Here is a 17,504-nt window from a genome sequence, read left to right as displayed (position 1 = left end):
CCGTATTCGACTTTCGTCTGAGACGATCTCGCTATCCCGGAAAATTGGGCTTCGGACTTGAAAGGAGGCTTGAAATCGGCACTGTGACTGTGCTTGGCGAAAGATAAAAACAGCCATTGCGGGGAGGAACTTGATGAAACCGTTACTCGGCTTCAGTCGGTTGATCGACACTGTCACCGAGAATATCGGCAAGGCGGTCGGCTGGCTCATTCTGGTCGCCGTGCTCGTCAGCGCGGGCAATGCCGTCATCCGAAAAATCTTCAACATGTCGTCGAATGCCTGGCTCGAGGCACAGTGGTATCTCTTCGGCGCCGCCTTCATGTTCGCCGCCGCCTATACGCTCAGCCAGAACGAACACATCCGCATCGACGTCGTCTACGGCAGTTTCTCGCGCCGTGTGCAGCACTGGATCGACCTCTTCGGTCACGTCTTCTTCCTGATGCCGTTCGTGCTGCTCATGCTCTATTATCTCGTCCCTTACGTCCGGATGTCCTATGTGTCGGGCGAAGTCTCCTCGAGCGCAGGCGGCCTCATCATCTGGCCGGCAAAAGCCATCCTGCTCATCGGCTTCGTGCTGCTGGCCCTGCAGGGTGTTTCGGAAATCATCAAGAAAATCGCCGTCATGACGGGAAATATGGACGATCCCACCCCCTATGTGCCGACGCATGCGCCGCTTGACGAAGCCGTGGGGCCGGAGGTGCGCCCATGATTGAGTTCATTGCTGAAAACCTGGCGCCGATCATGTTCGTGTCGCTGATCGTGTTCCTGATGCTGGGTTACCCTGTCGCCTTTTCGCTTGCCGCCAACGGTCTCCTGTTCTTCATTATCGGCGTGGAACTCGCGCCGCTTTCGGATTCGATCAACCTCTCCTGGCCGCTGCTCAACGCGCTGCCGGAACGGTTCTGGGGGGTGATGTCCAACGACACGTTGCTCGCCATCCCCTTCTTTACCTTCATGGGCATCGTGCTCGAGAAATCCGGCATGGCCGAGGATCTGCTCGACACGATCGGCCAGCTCTTCGGTCCCGTCCGCGGCGGTCTTGCCTATGCGGTCATCTTCGTCGGCGCTCTGCTTGCGGCAACCACCGGCGTGGTTGCCGCCTCGGTCATCGCAATGGGGCTGATCTCGCTGCCGATCATGCTGCGCTACGGCTACGACCGGCGCGTGGCGTCCGGGGTGATCGCGGCCTCCGGCACGCTCGCCCAGATCATCCCGCCCTCGCTCGTGTTGATCGTCCTTGCCGACCAGCTCGGCCGCTCTGTCGGCGACATGTATGCCGGCGCCCTCATCCCGGGCCTCGTGCTGACGGGCCTGTACATGGGTTACGTCCTGCTCATGTCATTCCTGAAACGCGACTCGATGCCGGCACTGCCGCTTGAAGCCCGAACGCTAGGCTCGGGCGTCGCGTCGCTTATCGTCGCCCTCGTCGTGGCGGCTGGCATCGCCTACGCCGCCCACGTCTACCTTTCGCCGACGCAGGGCGAAAACGCGGACATCCTCGGGGCGACGGTCGGCGTCGCGTTCATCTATGTCGTCGCGCTCATCGACCGCGCGTTCAAGATCAATGCGCTGTCCCGGTTAGCCCAGCAGGTCATCATCGTCCTGATCCCACCGCTTGCGCTGATCTTCCTGGTGCTCGGCACGATCTTCCTCGGCATCGCGACGCCGACGGAAGGCGGAGCGATGGGCGCGGTCGGCGCCCTGATCATGGCGGCCGCCAAGGGTCGTCTTACTCTCGATGTCGTACGCGGGGCGTTGACCGCCACGACGCGCCTTTCCGCCTTCGTGCTGTTCATCCTGATCGGCGCGCGCGTCTTCTCGCTGACCTTCTATGGCGTCAACGGGCACATCTGGGTGGAACATCTGCTGACGGCGATGCCGGGAGGCGAAGTCGGCTTCCTGATCGCGGTCAACCTGCTGGTCTTCTTCCTGGCATTCTTCCTCGATTTCTTCGAGCTCGCCTTCATCATCGTGCCGCTGCTCGCACCGGCGGCCGACAAGCTCGGGATCGACCTCATCTGGTTCGGCGTGCTGCTCGGCATCAACATGCAGACGAGCTTCATGCATCCGCCCTTCGGCTTCGCGCTCTTCTACCTGCGCTCGGTCGCAGCCAGGGTGCCATACCTCGACAAGGTGACCGGCAAGATCACCCAACCGGTCACCACCGGCCAGATCTATTGGGGTGCCGTGCCTTTCGTCGGTATCCAGATCCTCATGGTAGCGCTGACGATCATGTTCCCGCAGATGGTCATGCACTACAAGGGAAGCGGCGCGGCCGTGGATCCGTCCACCATCAAGATCGAGGTGCCGGGCTTCGGAACGGGTGGCGGCGGACTGACGCTCCCGGACAATGGCGGCGGCCTCGGCCTTCCGGGCGGCCTGCAACTTCCGGGCGGCAGTCCGCTCGACAACGGTCAGCAGCCGGCGCAGCCGAACAACGCGCCCGCTCAGCAAAACAAGCCGGCGACCGATCTCAGCGCACCGCCTAAGTTCAACTGATGAAGCAATCCGGCCTGACCATCTCCCGGCAGGCCGACCGCAACAACGAGGCCCCGAATGTCGAAGTGGCATTCGGGGGCTTTTTTCGTCTGCCATCGCGCCCCGCGGTCGCGAATGAGTCCGGCGGAGCCTGTCCTACAGCCGCGCGTTATCAGACGCGCAAAGGGCCTGTAGTACTTTGAACTGCTGCATGTTTTTGAAAATCGGCTGGTTTAAGGAAACATGCAGTAGCATGGCGCCGATATTTCGAGACGCCAAAGAAATACCCCGGAGCCAAGCCCCGGGGTTTTTCGCTTCTACGATTGCGAGAGCAGCTCAGACCTTACCGTTCCGCTGCTGGATCATCATGAAGGTGTCGTAGTTGTATTCGGCAATCTGCGCGTTGAGATAGTACTCGGCGCGGAAGGCCTTGATCGAATCCCAGATCTTCTTGAAGGTCGGGTTCGATGCTTCCATCTCCGCATAGACTTCGTTCGACTTGTCGAAGCAGGCGGACAGGATTTCCGGGCTGAACGGGCTGAGCTTTGCGCCGGCAGCCACCAGACGCTTGATCGCAGACGGATTCAGATAATCGTACTTCTGCAGCATGTTCGCGTCGGTAGCCTGGCAGGCGGTGCGAAGCAGCGACTGGTAGTTCTTCGGCAGGCCTTCGAAAGCCGCCTTGTTGAACATGGCGTGCACCGTCGGGCCGCCTTCCCACCAGCCGGGATAGTAGTAGTACGGCGCAACCTTGTAGAAGCCGAGCTTTTCGTCATCGTACGGACCGACCCACTCTGCGGCGTCAATCGTGCCCTTTTCGAGAGCCGGATAGATATCGCCGCCGGCGATCTGCTGCGGCACGACGCCGAGCTTTTCGACGACCTTACCGGCGAAACCGCCGATACGCATCTTCAGACCCTGCATGTCCGCAACAGTCTTGATCTCCTTGCGGAACCAGCCGCCCATCTGGACGCCGGTGTTTCCGCCCGGGAAGCCGATGAGGCCCTGGGTGGCGAGGAACTCGTTGAAGAGGTCGATGCCGCCGCCGTGATGATGCCAGGCGTTCATGCCGCGCGCGTTGAGCGCGAAGGGCACGGCAGCGCCGAGTGCCCAGGTCGGGTCCTTGCCCCAGTAGTAATAGGCAACCGTGTGGCAGGCTTCGACGGTTCCGGCAGCGGCGGCGTCAGCGGCCTGCAGACCGGGAACGATTTCGCCGGCCGCGAAAACCTGGATCTGGAAATTGCCGTCCGTCGCTTCGGAGACGTATTTCGACAGCACTTCACCGCCGCCGTAGATCGTGTCGAGCGACTTCGGGAACGACGAGGCCATGCGCCAGTTGATCTTCGGATTTGCCTGCGCGATGGCCGGCGATGCGAGCGCCGTGGCGGCAGCCGCACCCAGGCCGCCGATGCTCGCGTGTTTGATGAATGAACGGCGATCCATAATACCTCCCTATTTCCCGCCATGACGGCTACAGGCGCAATCGCGCGCCTGCGACACCGTTCGTTGAGCCCTTTCCTCGGTCCGCTCCAGAGCGTCGGGAGAGCTCATACCTCCTCGTTTTGCCGGCCGCGCACAGGAAACATCTGGCAGGCGGGACCGGCACCACTGCACCATACATATTCACAATTGCATGTCCAGCAGCGGTTTTCCGGCGCCTTCTTCGACTTTTGTCTAAGGCGCCGGAGATAAGTCAATATTGCCTAAAATCGAGGCAAATCAATGAATTCGCTCTGTTTAGAGCTCCGCCGACTTGGCCCAGAGGTTGATATCGGCCTCGCGCGCATAGAGATCGATCTCGGCGAGTTCTTCCGTCGTGAAGCTGTCGTTCTCGAGCGCCTTGACGCAATCGATAATCTGCCCGGACCGGCTGGCGCCGATCAGAGCCGACGTAATACGGCCGCCGCGCAGCACCCAGGCAAGCGCCATCTGCGCCAGAGTCTGGCCACGGCGGTCCGCAATGCCGTTCAGCTTGCGGATGTTGTCGATGATCGCCGGACGGATGAAATCCTTCTTGAGGAAGTGGTTCTGGGCCGCGCGACTATCCTCGGGGATCCCGTTTAGGTACTTCGTCGTCAGCATGCCCTGGGCAAGCGGCGAGAAGACGATCGAGCCGATGCCTAGATCTTCGAGCGTATCGATGAGCCCGTCGTCCTCGACCCAGCGGTTGAGCATGGAATAGCTCGGCTGGTGGATCAGGCACGGCGTTCCGAGATCCTTAAGGATCGCCGCCGCTTCGCGGGTGCGCTGCGAATTATAGGACGAGATGCCGACACAGAGCGCCCTGCCCGAACGGACGATGTGGTCGAGCGCGCCGCAGGTCTCTTCGAGCGGTGTGTCCGGATCGAAGCGGTGGGAATAGAAGATGTCGACGTAGTCGAGGCCCATCCGCTTCAGGCTCTGGTCGCAGGAAGCGATCAGATATTTGCGGCTGCCCCATTCGCCATAGGGTCCCGGCCACATGTCGTAACCGGCCTTGGAGGAGATGATCAGTTCGTCGCGCAAATTGGCGAAGTCGGTGCGCATGATCTCGCCAAAGGCAGTTTCAGCCGATCCAGGCGGCGGACCGTAGTTGTTGGCGAGGTCGAAATGGGTGATGCCGAGATCGAAGGCCGTACGGCACATGTCGATCTTACGCTCGTGCGGCGTGTCGCCGCCGAAATTGTGCCACAGGCCGAGCGAGATCGCTGGCAGCTTCAGCCCGCTCTTGCCGCAGCGATTGTATTTCATCTTCTCGTATCGGTTTTCCGCCGGTTGCCAGGCCATGTCGATGTTCCTTCGTTTCGGATGGCGCTTGATACCCCTCCCCAACCCCTCCCCACAAGGGGGAGCGGCTCACCCTGCCGCACCTTCCCTCCTCCGTCTCAGCGACATCGACCGCACGCAAAAGGCCGGAAGTAGGCAGGCGAGTGCCGGAGGCGCCAAGCCCCTCCCCCTTGTAGGGAGGGTTTGGGGAGGGGTTCGCCCCTTTACCGCAGCAGCGCCTGCGCCTCTTCGATGCCCAGTGCGGCCGGCTGCGTGCAGGTGGTCGAAAGCGTCACGAACCGCCCCTCCTCGCCGGATTTCAGGATCGACACCATTACGTCGACGCCGTGAAGCGCGCGGTCGAGCGAGCAGCGCGCGTCGCGGCCGTTGAGAATGGCGTTCGCCATGTCCGCGAGACCGGCCGTGCGATAGTTGGCGATCGGCCCCGCCGGGTGATCCCAGTTGTTGACCGCAAAGGGATGCTCCCACATTTCCAGAGGCTGAATGTTCTTGTCACGCCCGCTCGCCTCGACGGCGCCACCGAAGAAATTGGGGTCCGGCACGAACAGCGATCCTTCGGTGCCATAGAGCTCCATGTTGGCATGGCGGTGCGACCAGACATCCCAGCTTGCCGAAAGCGTGATCGTCGCGCCGTTCTGGAATTCGAGCAGCGCATGGATGTTGGTCGGCGTCTTGACCGGAATGACCTCACCATTGCGCGGTGCGCTGGTGATCGTCCGCGTCTCGTTGGCCATAGACGAGAGCGCAGCGACGCGCTTCACGGGGCCGATCAGGTTGATGAGGTTGGCGATGTAGTAAGGTCCGAGATCGAGCACCGGACCACCGCCTGGCAGGAAGAAGAAATCCGGATTCGGATGCCACATCTCCATGCCGGGGCCCATGACGTGGCAGGTTCCCGATGTAATGCGGCCGATCTTGCCGGCGTCGATGTAGTCGCGGGCGAGTTGGTGCGCACCGCCGAGGAAGGTATCCGGTGCGCAGCCGACCGTAAGGCCCTTCGCCTTGGCGACAGCCCTGAGTTCCTCGCCCTGCTCCAGTGTCAGGACCAGGGGCTTTTCGGAGTAGACATGTTTTCCGGCTTCGAGGATCGCCTTCGAAACGGGAAAATGCGCGTCCGGGATCGTGAGATTGACGATGATGTCCACTTCCGGATTGGCCAGCAGCGCTTCGATGCTCTGCGCCGTCACGTCATATTCCGCGCCCCGTGCCTCGGCCGCTGCCGGGTTGATGTCGGCGCACGCGACCATCCTGATGCCCTTGAAGAGCGGCGCGAGCTTGAAATAGGTGGTGGAGATGTTGCCGCATCCAATGATGCCGACGCCAAGTTCCTTCGTCTTCATGTTTTTTTCCGTCACTCAATAGGATTGGATGGAAGCCAGCGAACGTTCAGCAAAGCGCCGGAAGTCGCTGGGGTTGTCGTGTTCGGCGATGAAATATTTCACCGAGGTTGCGGAGAGCGCCTTTACGAGCCCCTTCCAGTCGATCGTGCCATGGCCGACATCGGCCCAGCCGTCCTCATCAACCTTCTCGCCCCTCGGCGCGATATCCTTGACGTGGACCGCAGTGATACGGCTGCCGTATTTCGCGATCCAGGCGAAGGGATCGGCGCCGCCACGCACGATCCAGGCGATATCGGCCTCCCAGGAAAGATCCGGGCCGCCGGAGAAGATGTGGTCCAGTGGTGTGGAGCCATCCGCGAGGGCATGGAATTCGAAGTCGTGGTTATGCCAGCCGAAGTCGAGACCCGCATCCCGGAAAGGTTTGCCCGCCGCTTGCAGGCGTGCACCGAAGGCGCGCCAGCCGGCCGCATCGCTCGGGCGCTGGTCCGGCATCAGGTAAGGGCAGTAGATCGCCCGGATGCCAAGCGCATCGGCGATCCGCTGCACCCTCGCCGGCTCCTGCTCCAGCATGTCGATGCCGAAATGCGCCGTCGGCATGGTGACGCCGCTGCGTTCGAGACCGCGCTTGAAGTCAGCGACCTCTTCGTCGGTCAGCGACGCGTAAAGCGCGCCGTAGCCCTCGACCTGAGTATAGCCAGCCTTGCCGACGGCGGCGAGCACGTCGGCGAGCGGCGGAAAATTGCGGGCGCTGTAGAGTTGGAAGCTGACGTCTTTCATCAAAAATTCTCCTCGTTAAGTGCGCAGGTATGGATTGGTGGAAGCAGGTTCGGGCGTTTCAGCCTGTTGGCTTCAGCCAGCTGTCGTAGTCCGACACGAGCAGATGGAGTGGATGCTCGTCCTCCTCGATCGCGGAGAAGCGGCCTACCGACTCGCGGAAATAATTGTCGGTGAGGTCGTCATTGACGGTCGAGACCTCGCCCATCAACACGTCGCCTCCCTCAGCCCAGAAGGCATGCCAGTTTCCGGGCAGCAATGTGACGCTCTCGCCCGGTTGGAGCTTCAGGAGTCCGCCTGCCTTCTGCCGGCGCAGGCGTGCATCGCACGCCACTTCGACGTCGCTTTCCTCGTCGACCGAGCCGTCCGGCAGCGAGTTGTACATCTCAAGCACCAGCGCGCCGCCGCCACGATTGATGATGTCCTCCGTCTTCACCGCATGACGGTGCAGCGGATTGATCTGGCCGGCGCGTGTAATCATCAGCTTCTCGGCATAGACCATACCTTTACCGGTGCCGAGATTGGCTGCGGCACCGTTCCTCAAGGTGAAAAGGACGAGACCGAATTCATCGAAACGGCCCTTGCCGTAATCGGTGATGTCCCAACCGAGCCGCGCCTCCAGGATCGTCGGACTGTCGGACGCGACGCGCGCCTTCAATTCCTCCGGCGACCAGTAGGCAAAGGGGGGCAGCACGAAGCCGTGGCCGCGCATGAAGTCGTCACTTTTGCGGATGATCTCGTTGACGTGGCTACGTTTCATCCGGCTCACCCTTTTCCCTGGCAGGATTCGAGGTCGTAGGCGCTGAAGCTTGGGACGATGCCTTCGGCGGGCGGCGCCTTCGGCGTGAAGCGGATCACCTTCGTCTCGCCGGCCGTCAGATCGAAGGCGTTGTCGGAATACCGCCCTTCGACATCGCCTTCGACCATCACGTGCAGCGCGAGACCGCTCGCCTCGACAATAACGTCGAAGGCGCCGTCCAATCGCGGCACGGTCTCCAGCGTCAGGCCGGACGGTGAGAGATCGAGCGCCTTGTAGGTACCCTGGACATGATGCCCCTCGCCGCTCATGCCGTTGGAGGCTTCGAACGACCAGAAGAGCAACGTTCCCTCCGGTACGTCGGCGCTTGCGATGGTGACGAGCGTGGCGGCGCGGTCCGGTGCGCAGGAACCCGCGGCCGCTGCCAGCGGGCGACGCTCGCCGTCGAGTGAAACGAGGAAGGTTTCGAGTTCGACCGTCACCATCTCGGCGGTGTCGTTCACCATCGAGAAGGTGATTTCATTGCCGTCCGCGGAAGGAATGGCGGCAACCGCAACCGGCTGGAAGAAGCGGCGGGCCATGTAGTGCATGGCCTTCCAGTGGCCGCCGTAGTCCAGACTCGACCAGGAAGCGACGGGCCAGGTGTCGTTGAGCTGCCAATAAAGCGTCCCCATGCAGTGCGGCTTCAGCGACCGCCAGTAGTCGACGGCAGTGCGGATCGCGAGCCCCTGCTGGATCTGGCTCAGATAGACGAAGCTCGGGAAATCCTTCGGAAAGCGAAAATAGCGGAACATGGTCCCCGCAATCCGCTCATTGCCGCCGGCATTCTTCTGGTGCGCCTCCATCACCGGCGAGGCGATGTTGAGGTCACGCGCCTCGGCAAATTGCCGGACGATCGGCATCGAGGTGTAGGACTGAAAACCGAATTCCGAGCAGAAGCGCGGGCGCACGGTGCGATAATTGTCGAAGGACTTGTTCTCGTGCCAGACGGACCAGTAGTGCATGTCGCCCGCACCGTCCGCGTGCCAGGCATCACCAAAATTGAGGTAGCCGACGGACGGGCTCGAAGGCCACCAGATCGCCTCCGGGCAAGCCTCCTTCATCGCTTTCTCGACCGTGCGGTTCAGGCGGTCATAGGAGACGAGATAACGGTCGCGGTCCTTGCGGCTTTCTTCGAACCAGGTGAGCGCGCCGACAAGTTCGTTGTCGCCGCACCAAAGCGCGATCGACGGGTGGGACGACAGGCGCTTGACCTGAAAGTCCACCTCGGCCGCGACATTGTCGAGGAAATCCGGCGTCGACGGATAAAGGTTGCAGGCGAACATGAAGTCCTGCCAGACGAGCAGTCCCAGCCGGTCGCAGAGATCGTAGAACCAGTCGGGCTCGTAGAAGCCACCGCCCCAGACGCGGATCATGTTCATATTGGCGTCGACGGCGGATTGCAGGAGGTCCTCGACTCCTTTCGGTGTCACGCGCGACACCAGCGCATCCGCCGGGATCCAGTTCGCTCCGCGGCAGAAGATTTCGCGGCCGTTGATGCGGAAGGCAAAACGGCTCCCCGCCTCGTCCTTGTCAGTGACGAGATCGATCGTGCGGAAACCGATCTGGCGCGTCACGCTCTCGTCCGGCAGCTCGACGTTAAGCACGGAAAGCGCCTGCTCGCCGCTGCCTGCCGGCCACCACAATCTCGGATTTGCGACCGTGAAGACGTGGGTGATCCGCGTCTCGCCGGCGGCGACCGCGCAGTCCAGGCGCTCCCGCACGCCATCGAGCTCGAAATAGATGGGTACGATGCCGGGATCGCGGGCAAAAAGGGTGACGGTCACCTGCAGGTCGACCGATCCGTCGGCAAGCCAGAGCTGACGTGTGGTGACGTGCTCGATGCGCGCCGTCTCGAGCCGGCGAAGCGCCAGCGAGCCATAGATGCCGAGCGGCGCGACGGCGATATTCCAGTCCCAGCCGAAGTGGCACTGGGGCTTGCGCAGCATGTTGCCGTTGGCGATCGGCGAATTCCCATCATGATACGGCACGTAAAACGGCTGCGCCGCCTGCCGGCGCGCGCCCTCGGCAATCGAGGAATGCAGCACGACGCGGATGCGGTTCTCGCCGACGACGAGCGCACTCGACACGTCGGGGCGATAGCGGCGAAAGCAGTTTTCCGCTTGCAGAACCAATCGATCGTTGACGAAGACCGAAGCGATCGTGTCGATGCTTTCGAAATCGAGATACCAGCACCCGTCGAGATCGTCCGCATCGACGACGACCGTGCGCTCCAGAACCCAGTCCTTGTGCGCGACCCATTGCACTTCGGCCTCGTTCCGGCCGGCATAGGGATCTGCAATGATGCCCGCCTGCTGCAACGCGCTGTGCACATCGCCCGGAAGCGCAATGGTGAGCGCGTGGCTGTTGTCGGTCGATGCAAGCAGCCAGTCACCGGACAAGTCGATGCGGATGGCGTCGCGGTTCAAGGTTTCGGAGGGCATTTCCTCAAATCCATTCACTGGCCGGCGATCGAGGCCGACGTCATTCTTGTTCATTGCGAGCCCGGACAGCGTCGCCCGGGCTAAATATTGCTTCTCTCAAATACGGTTTTCGCTGGCAGCGTCGAAAATCGAGGCGACCCCCATGTCGAAGGAAAGGCGCACGTTGGTGCCAGGCTTGTAGCGCCGCTGGCCGGCGATGCGCACGGACATCGATTGGCCGGCCAAGGTCAGCCACAAAAGGTTGTCGGCGCCCATCGGCTCTTCGATGTCGACGACAGCCTGATGCGCTGCATCTCCTGCCGCAGCCTCATCGACCTTGACGTGCTCCGGCCGGAGCCCGAGCACGACCTTCTGCCCCGGCTGCAATCCTGCGCGCGCCGGATAGGCGGTGACATCGAAGGCCACGCCATCGACCTGCACGAAGGTGCCGCCGTCCCTGGCGGCGACCTCGCCACGGAAGAAGTTCATCGATGGCGAACCGATAAAGCCGGCGACGAAGAGGTTCTCCGGCGCGTTATAGATCGTCATCGGATCGGCAAGCTGCTGGATGACGCCACCCTTCATGACGGCGATGCGGTCGGCCAAGGTTAGCGCCTCAATCTGGTCGTGGGTGACATAGATCATCGTGTTCTTGAGAGACTGGTGCAGTCGCTTGATTTCGACGCGCAGTTCCGAACGCAGCTTGGCGTCAAGGTTCGACAGGGGCTCGTCGAAGAGGAAAACGTCGACGTCACGCACAAGTGCGCGCCCGATCGCCACGCGCTGGCGCTGGCCGCCGGAAAGCTCGGCGGGCTTGCGCTTCAGAAGCGGCTGGATCTGCAGGATTTCCGCAGCGCGTGCGACACGCTTGTCGATTTCCGCCTGCGGCACCCTGGCAACCTGGAGCCCGAAGGAAAGGTTCTTCTCGACCGACATCTGCGGGTAGAGCGCGTAAGACTGGAACACCATGCCGATGCCCCGGTCCTTCGGCTCCTCCCATGTGACATTGCGGTCCTTGATGAAGATCTGCCCTTCCGAAACGTCAAGCAGGCCGGCGATGCAGTTCAAGAGCGTGGACTTGCCGCATCCGGACGAGCCGAGCAGGACAAGGAACTCGCCATGATTGATGTCGAGATTGAGCCTGTCGAGAACGGTGACGGCGCCGAAGTTCAGCGACAGGTCCCTGACTGAAACACTGGTCATGCTTGCTTATCCTTTCACTGCGCCGGCGGCGATGCCGCGCACGAACAGCCGGCCGGAGATGAAGTAGATCGTCAGCGGCACGAGGCCGGTCAGCAGCGTTGCCGCCATGTTGACGTTGTATTCCTTCACGCCCTGCACCGAGTTGACGATGTTGTTGAGCTGCACGGTCATCGGGTAGTACTCCGGCCGCGTGAAAACCACGCCGAACAGGAAGTCGTTCCAGATGCCGGTCACCTGGAGGATCATTGCAACGACGAAGATCGGCAGCGACATCGGCAGCATGATCTTGAAGTAGATCGTCCAGAACCCGGCGCCATCGACACGCGCCGCCTTGAACAACTCCTCGGGCAAGCCGGCGAAATAGTTGCGGAACAGGAGGGTCAGGATCGGCATGCCGAAGATCGTATGGACGATGATGAGGCCTGTCAGCGTCCCGTAGACACCCATTTCCCTCAGCACGATCACAATCGGATAGATCATCACCTGATAGGGAATGAAGGCGCCGATAATGAGGATGGTGAAAAACAGATCGGCCCCTTTGAAGCGCCAGTTCGCCAGCGCGTAGCCGTTCACCGAGGCGACCGCGATCGAGATGATCACCGAAGGAACGGTGATGCGCACCGAATTCCAGAAGCCGCGCGAAAGCCCGTCGCAATTTAGGCCGGTGCAAGCCTGGGCCCAGGCCTTCACCCAGGGCTCGAAGGTGATTTCGATCGGAGGCGCAAAGATGTTGCCGATGCGAATCTCCGGCATGCCCTTGAGCGACGTCATGATCATCACGTAGAGCGGCAGCAGATAGTAGAGAGCGACTACGAACAACGTGCCGTAAACGACGATGTTGCGGCGCGAGAGCGTTCTGCGCGGCTTGGCGCCGCGCGGGCCGGACGTGATCCTGCCGGGAACCGCTTCATACTCGATAACGGTGCTGTTGTTGGCGACGAGATTAAGCACGCTTGCGACCTCCTCCGAATTCCAGATACGCCCACGGCACGATGATGATTGCGACCGTCACGAGCATCATGGTGGAGGCGGCAAAGCCCTGGCCCAGGTTCTGGGCCTGGAACATGTAATCGTAGACGTATTTGGCGGGCACTTCGGAGGCGATGCCGGGACCGCCGCTCGTCTGCGCCACGACGAGATCGTAAACCTTGACGATGCCGCTCGCGATGATGACGAGCGTCGTGATGAAGACGCCGCGCATCATCGGGATGATGACCAGCACATACGTCTTCCACATCGGGATGCCGTCTACCCGCGCAGCCTTCCAGATATCTTCGTCGATGCCGCGCAACCCGGCGAGCATCAGGCACATGACGAGGCCGGTGCCCTGCCAGAGCGCTGCGATCAGAATGCCGTAGATGACGATGTCGGAATTATAGAGCGGGTCGAAGTTGAAGTTCGTCCAGCCAAGCGACCGCACGATCGACTGTATTCCGTATTGCGGATTGAGCAGCCATTGCCAGACCAGGCCCGTGACGATGAACGACAGGGCGAATGGATAGAGCATGATCGTTCGAAACGTATTTTCGAACCGGATCTTCTGATCCATCAGTGCCGCCAGCACAAAACCGATCACGAGGCTGAAAATCAGCGAGAAAAATCCGTAGATGGCAAGATTCTCGATCGAGATGAGCCAACGCGGTGCCGCCCATAGCCGCTCATATTGGTCGAGGCCGACGAACGAAAGCCGTGGCAGCAGCTTCGAGTTGGTGAAGGAATAGAGAACCGTCCAGGCGGTGCCGCCGACGAAGATGACCACGGCTGTCAGGATCATCGGAATAGAGGCGATCTTCGCATTCAGGTTCCGCAACCACTGATTCGGGCGAGCCGAGCCGCGTGTTTGGCCTGTCATGTTTGCTCCTCCGGAACTGCAATGTTTCGATGGGCGGTACTCGCGGCGAAAAACGCCACCGCTCCCCGGCCGCCTCACCATCGTAATGGCCCCTGCCCGGCACATCTCTTGTACCGACACCAGCAGACGTCGGCACGGAGGCCTGGCGCGAACACGTCGTGCCGAATGGGGCATGAGGGCGGCCCCGCGCATGCGCGGGGCCCTTCAAGCGGCTGTAATCAGTCCGCCGCCGCGATGATTTCGGCGAAGCGCTTTTGCGCATCCTCCGGCGTCATCGACGCGTTTGCGAAGAACTCGGAGAAGAGGTCCTCCTTCTGCTTCTGGCTGTCGGCGGACAGAAGCTGGTCGGTGCCCTTGATCACATTGCCCTTGGCAAGGATATCGAGCCCCTTCTTCATGCAATCATTGGCGGCTGCGAGGTCCACGTCGCCGCGCACCGGCAGCGAGCCCTTCTTCAGGTTGAACGCAACCTGCGTCTCCGGCTTCAGCAGGGTCGATGCCAACGCTTCCTGCGCCTTCGACTTTTCCTCATCGTCCAGCAGCGGGAAGTAGAATGCGTCACCGCCGGTCGAGATCACTTCGTTGACGCCGAGCCCCGGAAGGCAGGTGTAGTCGACACCGGCCTTCTGGCCTGCAAGCTGGAACTCACCCTGGGCCCAGTCACCCATGATCTGGCCGCCGGCCTTGCCGGTGATGACGAGGTTGGTTGCCTGGTTCCAGTCTTGAACATTGCTGCCCTTCGACATGCGGCGCGCATCGTCGGCAGCCTTGAAGACCTTGGCGATCTCCGGACCTGCAGCCACTTCCTCGTCCTTCTGGGCGAAGACCTTCTCGAACGTGTCTTTTCCGGCGATCGCCACCATCAGCACGTCGAAGGCACCTGCTGCCTGCCACGGCTGACCGCCGACGGCGAGCGGCACGATGCCGGCTTTTTCCAGTGCCGGTGCTGCCGCGACGAATTCATCCCAGTTCTTCGGGACCGGGACGCCGGCCTGCTTGAAAGCGGCATTCGAAAGCCAGAGCCACTGCCACGAATGGATGTTGACGGGCGCGCAATAGATCTTGCCCTCGATGGTGCAGGACTCCAGCAGGCTTGCCGGCTTGATGATCTCCTTCCAGTTTTCGCGGGTGGCGAGATCCGTCAGGTCGCGCATCAGGCCCGCTTGTACGAGTTCTTCCGCCTGTCGGCCGTGGTTGAACTGGGTTGCACCCATCGGATCGCCGCCGGTGATGCGGCTGATCATGATCGGACGCGCGGTCCCGCCCGAGCCGGCGATTGCACCGTCGACCCACTTGTTGCCGGTCGCATCGAAAGCCTTGGCCAGTTCGGCGACCGCCGCGGCTTCACCGCCGGAAGTCCACCAATGCGTAACCTCCAGATCGGTGGCATTGGCCAGGCCGAATGGCAGGGCGACGGTTGCGGCCAAAGCGGCGGCCATGGAACGCAATTTCATGAGTTCTCCTCCCTCACTGTAACGTTGCCGTAAAAACTTAGTTCAAACGATTTTCCGACGCAACACCCACAACGAATAATTCGGGATATAATTTCTAATACAGCTTATGATTGTACATGGCCCAACCTCAAAGGAGACAACATCGGCTTCGGCGCAGCGATGCGAGGCTCCAAATTCCTGCTGTACCGCATTGTTTCAAAGGAATTTTTGGTCGAAACCAATCGCTAGGCACCTGGGTGGAGCTTCGCACATGCAATATCTCGCTTCGCAAGTGCAGGATTCAACCAGATGGTTATGTTCTTCGCAGTGCAGCAACAAAAATGCTCGACATCGCTACTGTATCGTTACAGATTTTGTTCCGCGACACAGCTCTGGGAAATCTGGCCACCGGTCACAATTCGTATATAAGGCGGGAACCGAGACGGATCGGGCGTGTTCGCAACGAAGCTGCGGGGCAAAGCGGGGTGCTTGATCGTGGCGGTTCGCACGAAGGTCTCATAAGGGGACGGGGCTGGTGACGGGAATGGACGGCAAGACGAAAAACAGGGCGGCGGCAGCGCCGCCACCGGACGGCGGTAGGCCGACGCTGAAGACGATCGCCTTCATGACCGGTCTTGGGATCACCACGGTTTCCCGAGCGTTGAAGGATGCGCCCGACATCGGCGCCGAGACCAAGGAAAGGGTGCGCCTCGTCGCCAAGCAGATCGGCTACCAGCCGAACCGTGCCGGCGTGCGCCTCAGGACCGGCAAGACCAATGTCATCAGCCTCGTGCTGACGTTGGAGGAAGAGATCATGGGCATCACCAGCCCCATGGTCGTTGGCATCACCGAAATCCTCGCGGGCACGCAATATCATCTGGTGGTAACGCCTTACAGCTCCACAAAGGATCCGCTGGGGCCAATCCGCTATATCCTCGACACGGGCGCCGCAGACGGCGTCATCATATCGCGGACGGAGCCGCACGATGCGCGCGTGACGCTGATGACCGAGCGCCGCCTGCCCTTTGTCACCCACGGCCGCACGGAAATGGGGATCGTCCACCCGTTCCATGACTTCGACAACGAACGTTTCGCCTATGAGGCGGTGCGCCGGCTCACCGAGCGCGGCAGACGCCGGCTGGTGCTGTTGGAGCCGCCGCCGAACCTCACCTTCCATTCCCACATGCGCACCGGCTTCGAGCGCGGGCTTAAGGATTTTGGTGCGGAGGCGGTGAGCTTCCACCATGTCAACATCGACCACAGCCTTGTCGCCATCCGCGACGCCTTCGAACAACTGATGCGCTCGGTCGATGCCCCGGACGGTATCGTTTCCGGCAGCGGCTCCGGCGCTGTCGCCCTGGTCGCGGCAATCGAATCAGCCGGAAAGAAGGTCGGCCCGGATGTCGACATGGTCACCAAGGTACCCAGCGACTTCCTGCGCTGGCTGCGCCCCGAAGTCATGACCATGTACGAGGACATCCGCCTTGCCGGGCGCGAGCTCGCCAAGGCCGTAATCGGCCACATCGAAGGAAAGCCACCCGAGACGCTGCAAAGTCTCAGTCAGCCGGAATTCCAGCGGCCCATGTCAAAGGCGCGGAAGGTATAGCGGAGACGTCCGAGCTAATGCTTCCGCGCGGCGCCTCACTGCCTCGGAAGCGGCATGCCGCCGCCGTCGGTTAAATTGAGCACTGGGACAACCTCTACCATTAATGGTATTATTGAGCCTAAAAGCTGTATACGGGGGTGCATCATGACGGCATACAACGTCGTTCGTTTCCGTACGAAGCCGGGCTCGGAGGATGAATTCGAGGAATGGTTCCGTAAACTCCGTCGCGATTTTGAGGGATTACGGAAAATGGCGCTCATCAAGACCGGCGAACGTTCCTACTGCTCGATCGGCGAATGGGAGAGTTTCGATCATATCGTTGCAGCGCGGCCCAAAATGATCAGCAATCTCGACAAGTTCCGCCACTCCCTCGAGGCGCAGGGAGAGGGCTCAGATGTCACGGACGCGGTTTCCGGTGAGGCAATCTACGAGAGCGCGCCGACCAAATAGCGACGAAGGCGCACTGAGCAGATCTATTTGCCCGTGCTGTCGCCGGACCGGTTTCATTTGCAGTCTTCGCCTGTCGCGCCGGGAGGTCGCGGGAGGCGCCGACTTCACGCTCCGATAGTTGGCCAGTACCTGTCGTCCGTGAAATCGCCGGGAATGGGATTAAGCTGCTCGAGTTTCTCGGCGACGAATTCGATCTGCATCTTCGAAAATTGGATAGACTTCGGGATCGGCGAGCCGGTTGCGAGACTGCGAACCCGCCATTGCTCGTAGCCGGTTGCCTTTATCCGTCGATCCGCTTCCGCGCGGATGGTTGGGCTATCGGCGGACATGGCTTCATTGACTTTGCCGCCGTCGATCACTCTGAACTTCATGCTGGTATTCGA

At 61.2% G+C, this 17,504-nt stretch carries 15 protein-coding genes; 4 read left to right on the top strand and 11 right to left on the bottom strand.

From position 1 onward, the window contains the following. Positions 1-133 precede the first annotated feature (133 nt). The gene (locus GHK62_RS16180; protein ID WP_153440185.1) at positions 134-709 is read left to right on the top strand and encodes a TRAP transporter small permease subunit; all 576 of its coding nucleotides are present in this window, start codon (positions 134-136) and stop codon (positions 707-709) included. After that, positions 706-2,499 carry a TRAP transporter large permease gene (locus tag GHK62_RS16175; RefSeq protein ID WP_153440184.1) on the top strand — a complete coding sequence of 598 codons (1,794 nt, stop codon included), beginning with the start codon at positions 706-708 and terminating at the stop codon, positions 2,497-2,499. The genes GHK62_RS16180 and GHK62_RS16175 overlap by 4 nt, the downstream gene beginning before the upstream one ends. A 315-nt stretch (positions 2,500-2,814) precedes the next feature. Here the strand turns inward: GHK62_RS16175 and GHK62_RS16170 are convergent, their stop codons facing one another. The 10 genes from GHK62_RS16170 to GHK62_RS16125 all read right to left on the bottom strand — a co-directional run bounded on the left by GHK62_RS16170 (position 2,815) and on the right by GHK62_RS16125 (position 15,086). Continuing rightward, a complete protein-coding gene (locus GHK62_RS16170) occupies positions 2,815-3,921 on the bottom strand; it encodes a TRAP transporter substrate-binding protein (RefSeq protein WP_153440183.1) in 1,107 nt (368 codons plus the stop codon). A 294-nt stretch (positions 3,922-4,215) separates the two neighbouring features. After that, the gene (gene mgrA, locus GHK62_RS16165) at positions 4,216-5,244 is read right to left on the bottom strand and encodes an L-glyceraldehyde 3-phosphate reductase (protein WP_153440182.1); all 1,029 of its coding nucleotides are present in this window, start codon (positions 5,242-5,244) and stop codon (positions 4,216-4,218) included. 203 nt (positions 5,245-5,447) lie between these two features. Further along, positions 5,448-6,584, bottom strand: a complete 1,137-nt coding sequence (locus tag GHK62_RS16160; protein WP_153440181.1) for a Gfo/Idh/MocA family protein — start codon at positions 6,582-6,584, stop codon at positions 5,448-5,450. 15 nt (positions 6,585-6,599) lie between these two features. Further along, complete coding sequence (locus tag GHK62_RS16155; protein ID WP_153440180.1) at positions 6,600-7,361, bottom strand: sugar phosphate isomerase/epimerase family protein; 762 nt, start codon at positions 7,359-7,361, stop codon at positions 6,600-6,602. Positions 7,362-7,419: 58 nt separating this feature from the next. Next, entirely contained in the window at positions 7,420-8,118 is a 699-nt protein-coding gene (locus GHK62_RS16150) for a D-lyxose/D-mannose family sugar isomerase (RefSeq protein ID WP_153440179.1), read from the bottom strand. Between the two features lie 5 nt (positions 8,119-8,123). Beyond that, entirely contained in the window at positions 8,124-10,598 is a 2,475-nt protein-coding gene (locus tag GHK62_RS16145) for a beta-mannosidase (protein WP_153440201.1), read from the bottom strand. Between the two features lie 96 nt (positions 10,599-10,694). After that, entirely contained in the window at positions 10,695-11,780 is a 1,086-nt protein-coding gene (locus GHK62_RS16140) for an ABC transporter ATP-binding protein (protein WP_153440178.1), read from the bottom strand. Between the two features lie 6 nt (positions 11,781-11,786). After that, on the bottom strand, positions 11,787-12,698 hold the full coding sequence (locus GHK62_RS16135) for a carbohydrate ABC transporter permease (protein WP_283064930.1): 912 nt from the start codon (positions 12,696-12,698) through the stop codon (positions 11,787-11,789). A gap of 25 nt (positions 12,699-12,723) precedes the next feature. After that, positions 12,724-13,632 carry a carbohydrate ABC transporter permease gene (locus tag GHK62_RS16130; protein WP_153440177.1) on the bottom strand — a complete coding sequence of 303 codons (909 nt, stop codon included), beginning with the start codon at positions 13,630-13,632 and terminating at the stop codon, positions 12,724-12,726. Between the two features lie 218 nt (positions 13,633-13,850). Further along, complete coding sequence (locus GHK62_RS16125) at positions 13,851-15,086, bottom strand: ABC transporter substrate-binding protein (protein ID WP_153440176.1); 1,236 nt, start codon at positions 15,084-15,086, stop codon at positions 13,851-13,853. Between the two features lie 523 nt (positions 15,087-15,609). On the opposite strand from GHK62_RS16125, the gene GHK62_RS16120 reads away from it, so the two are divergent. Beyond that, positions 15,610-16,671: a LacI family transcriptional regulator gene (locus GHK62_RS16120; RefSeq protein ID WP_153440175.1), complete on the top strand. Its 1,062-nt coding sequence runs from the start codon at positions 15,610-15,612 to the stop codon at positions 16,669-16,671. 144 nt (positions 16,672-16,815) lie between these two features. Then, positions 16,816-17,121 (top strand): antibiotic biosynthesis monooxygenase family protein, encoded by a 306-nt coding sequence (locus tag GHK62_RS16115; RefSeq protein ID WP_153440174.1) that lies wholly within the window; start codon positions 16,816-16,818, stop codon positions 17,119-17,121. Between the two features lie 104 nt (positions 17,122-17,225). Here the strand turns inward: GHK62_RS16115 and GHK62_RS16110 are convergent, their stop codons facing one another. Further along, positions 17,226-17,492 carry a hypothetical protein gene (locus GHK62_RS16110; RefSeq protein WP_153440173.1) on the bottom strand — a complete coding sequence of 89 codons (267 nt, stop codon included), beginning with the start codon at positions 17,490-17,492 and terminating at the stop codon, positions 17,226-17,228. Positions 17,493-17,504 lie beyond the last annotated feature (12 nt).

The sequence above is a fragment of the Sinorhizobium terangae genome, assembly GCF_009601505.1.
Lineage (GTDB): Bacteria > Pseudomonadota > Alphaproteobacteria > Rhizobiales > Rhizobiaceae > Sinorhizobium > Sinorhizobium terangae.
The sequence above is the reverse complement of the archived record's forward strand: the minus strand, read 5'-3'. Positions and strand labels throughout refer to the sequence as shown.

Bases quoted from the DNA above. Each gene is read 5' to 3' on its own strand.
- GHK62_RS16180 (WP_153440185.1), top strand. From the start codon at position 134: ATGAAACCGTTACTCGGCTTCAGTCGGTTGATCGACACTGTCACCGAG.
- GHK62_RS16175 (WP_153440184.1), top strand. From the start codon at position 706: ATGATTGAGTTCATTGCTGAAAACCTGGCGCCGATCATGTTCGTGTCG.
- GHK62_RS16170 (WP_153440183.1), bottom strand. From the start codon at position 3,921: ATGGATCGCCGTTCATTCATCAAACACGCGAGCATCGGCGGCCTGGGT.
- mgrA (WP_153440182.1), bottom strand. From the start codon at position 5,244: ATGGCCTGGCAACCGGCGGAAAACCGATACGAGAAGATGAAATACAAT.
- GHK62_RS16160 (WP_153440181.1), bottom strand. From the start codon at position 6,584: ATGAAGACGAAGGAACTTGGCGTCGGCATCATTGGATGCGGCAACATC.
- GHK62_RS16155 (WP_153440180.1), bottom strand. From the start codon at position 7,361: ATGAAAGACGTCAGCTTCCAACTCTACAGCGCCCGCAATTTTCCGCCG.
- GHK62_RS16150 (WP_153440179.1), bottom strand. From the start codon at position 8,118: ATGAAACGTAGCCACGTCAACGAGATCATCCGCAAAAGTGACGACTTC.
- GHK62_RS16145 (WP_153440201.1), bottom strand. From the start codon at position 10,598: ATGCCCTCCGAAACCTTGAACCGCGACGCCATCCGCATCGACTTGTCC.
- GHK62_RS16140 (WP_153440178.1), bottom strand. From the start codon at position 11,780: ATGACCAGTGTTTCAGTCAGGGACCTGTCGCTGAACTTCGGCGCCGTC.
- GHK62_RS16130 (WP_153440177.1), bottom strand. From the start codon at position 13,632: ATGACAGGCCAAACACGCGGCTCGGCTCGCCCGAATCAGTGGTTGCGG.
- GHK62_RS16125 (WP_153440176.1), bottom strand. From the start codon at position 15,086: ATGAAATTGCGTTCCATGGCCGCCGCTTTGGCCGCAACCGTCGCCCTG.
- GHK62_RS16120 (WP_153440175.1), top strand. From the start codon at position 15,610: ATGGACGGCAAGACGAAAAACAGGGCGGCGGCAGCGCCGCCACCGGAC.
- GHK62_RS16115 (WP_153440174.1), top strand. From the start codon at position 16,816: ATGACGGCATACAACGTCGTTCGTTTCCGTACGAAGCCGGGCTCGGAG.
- GHK62_RS16110 (WP_153440173.1), bottom strand. From the start codon at position 17,492: ATGAAGTTCAGAGTGATCGACGGCGGCAAAGTCAATGAAGCCATGTCC.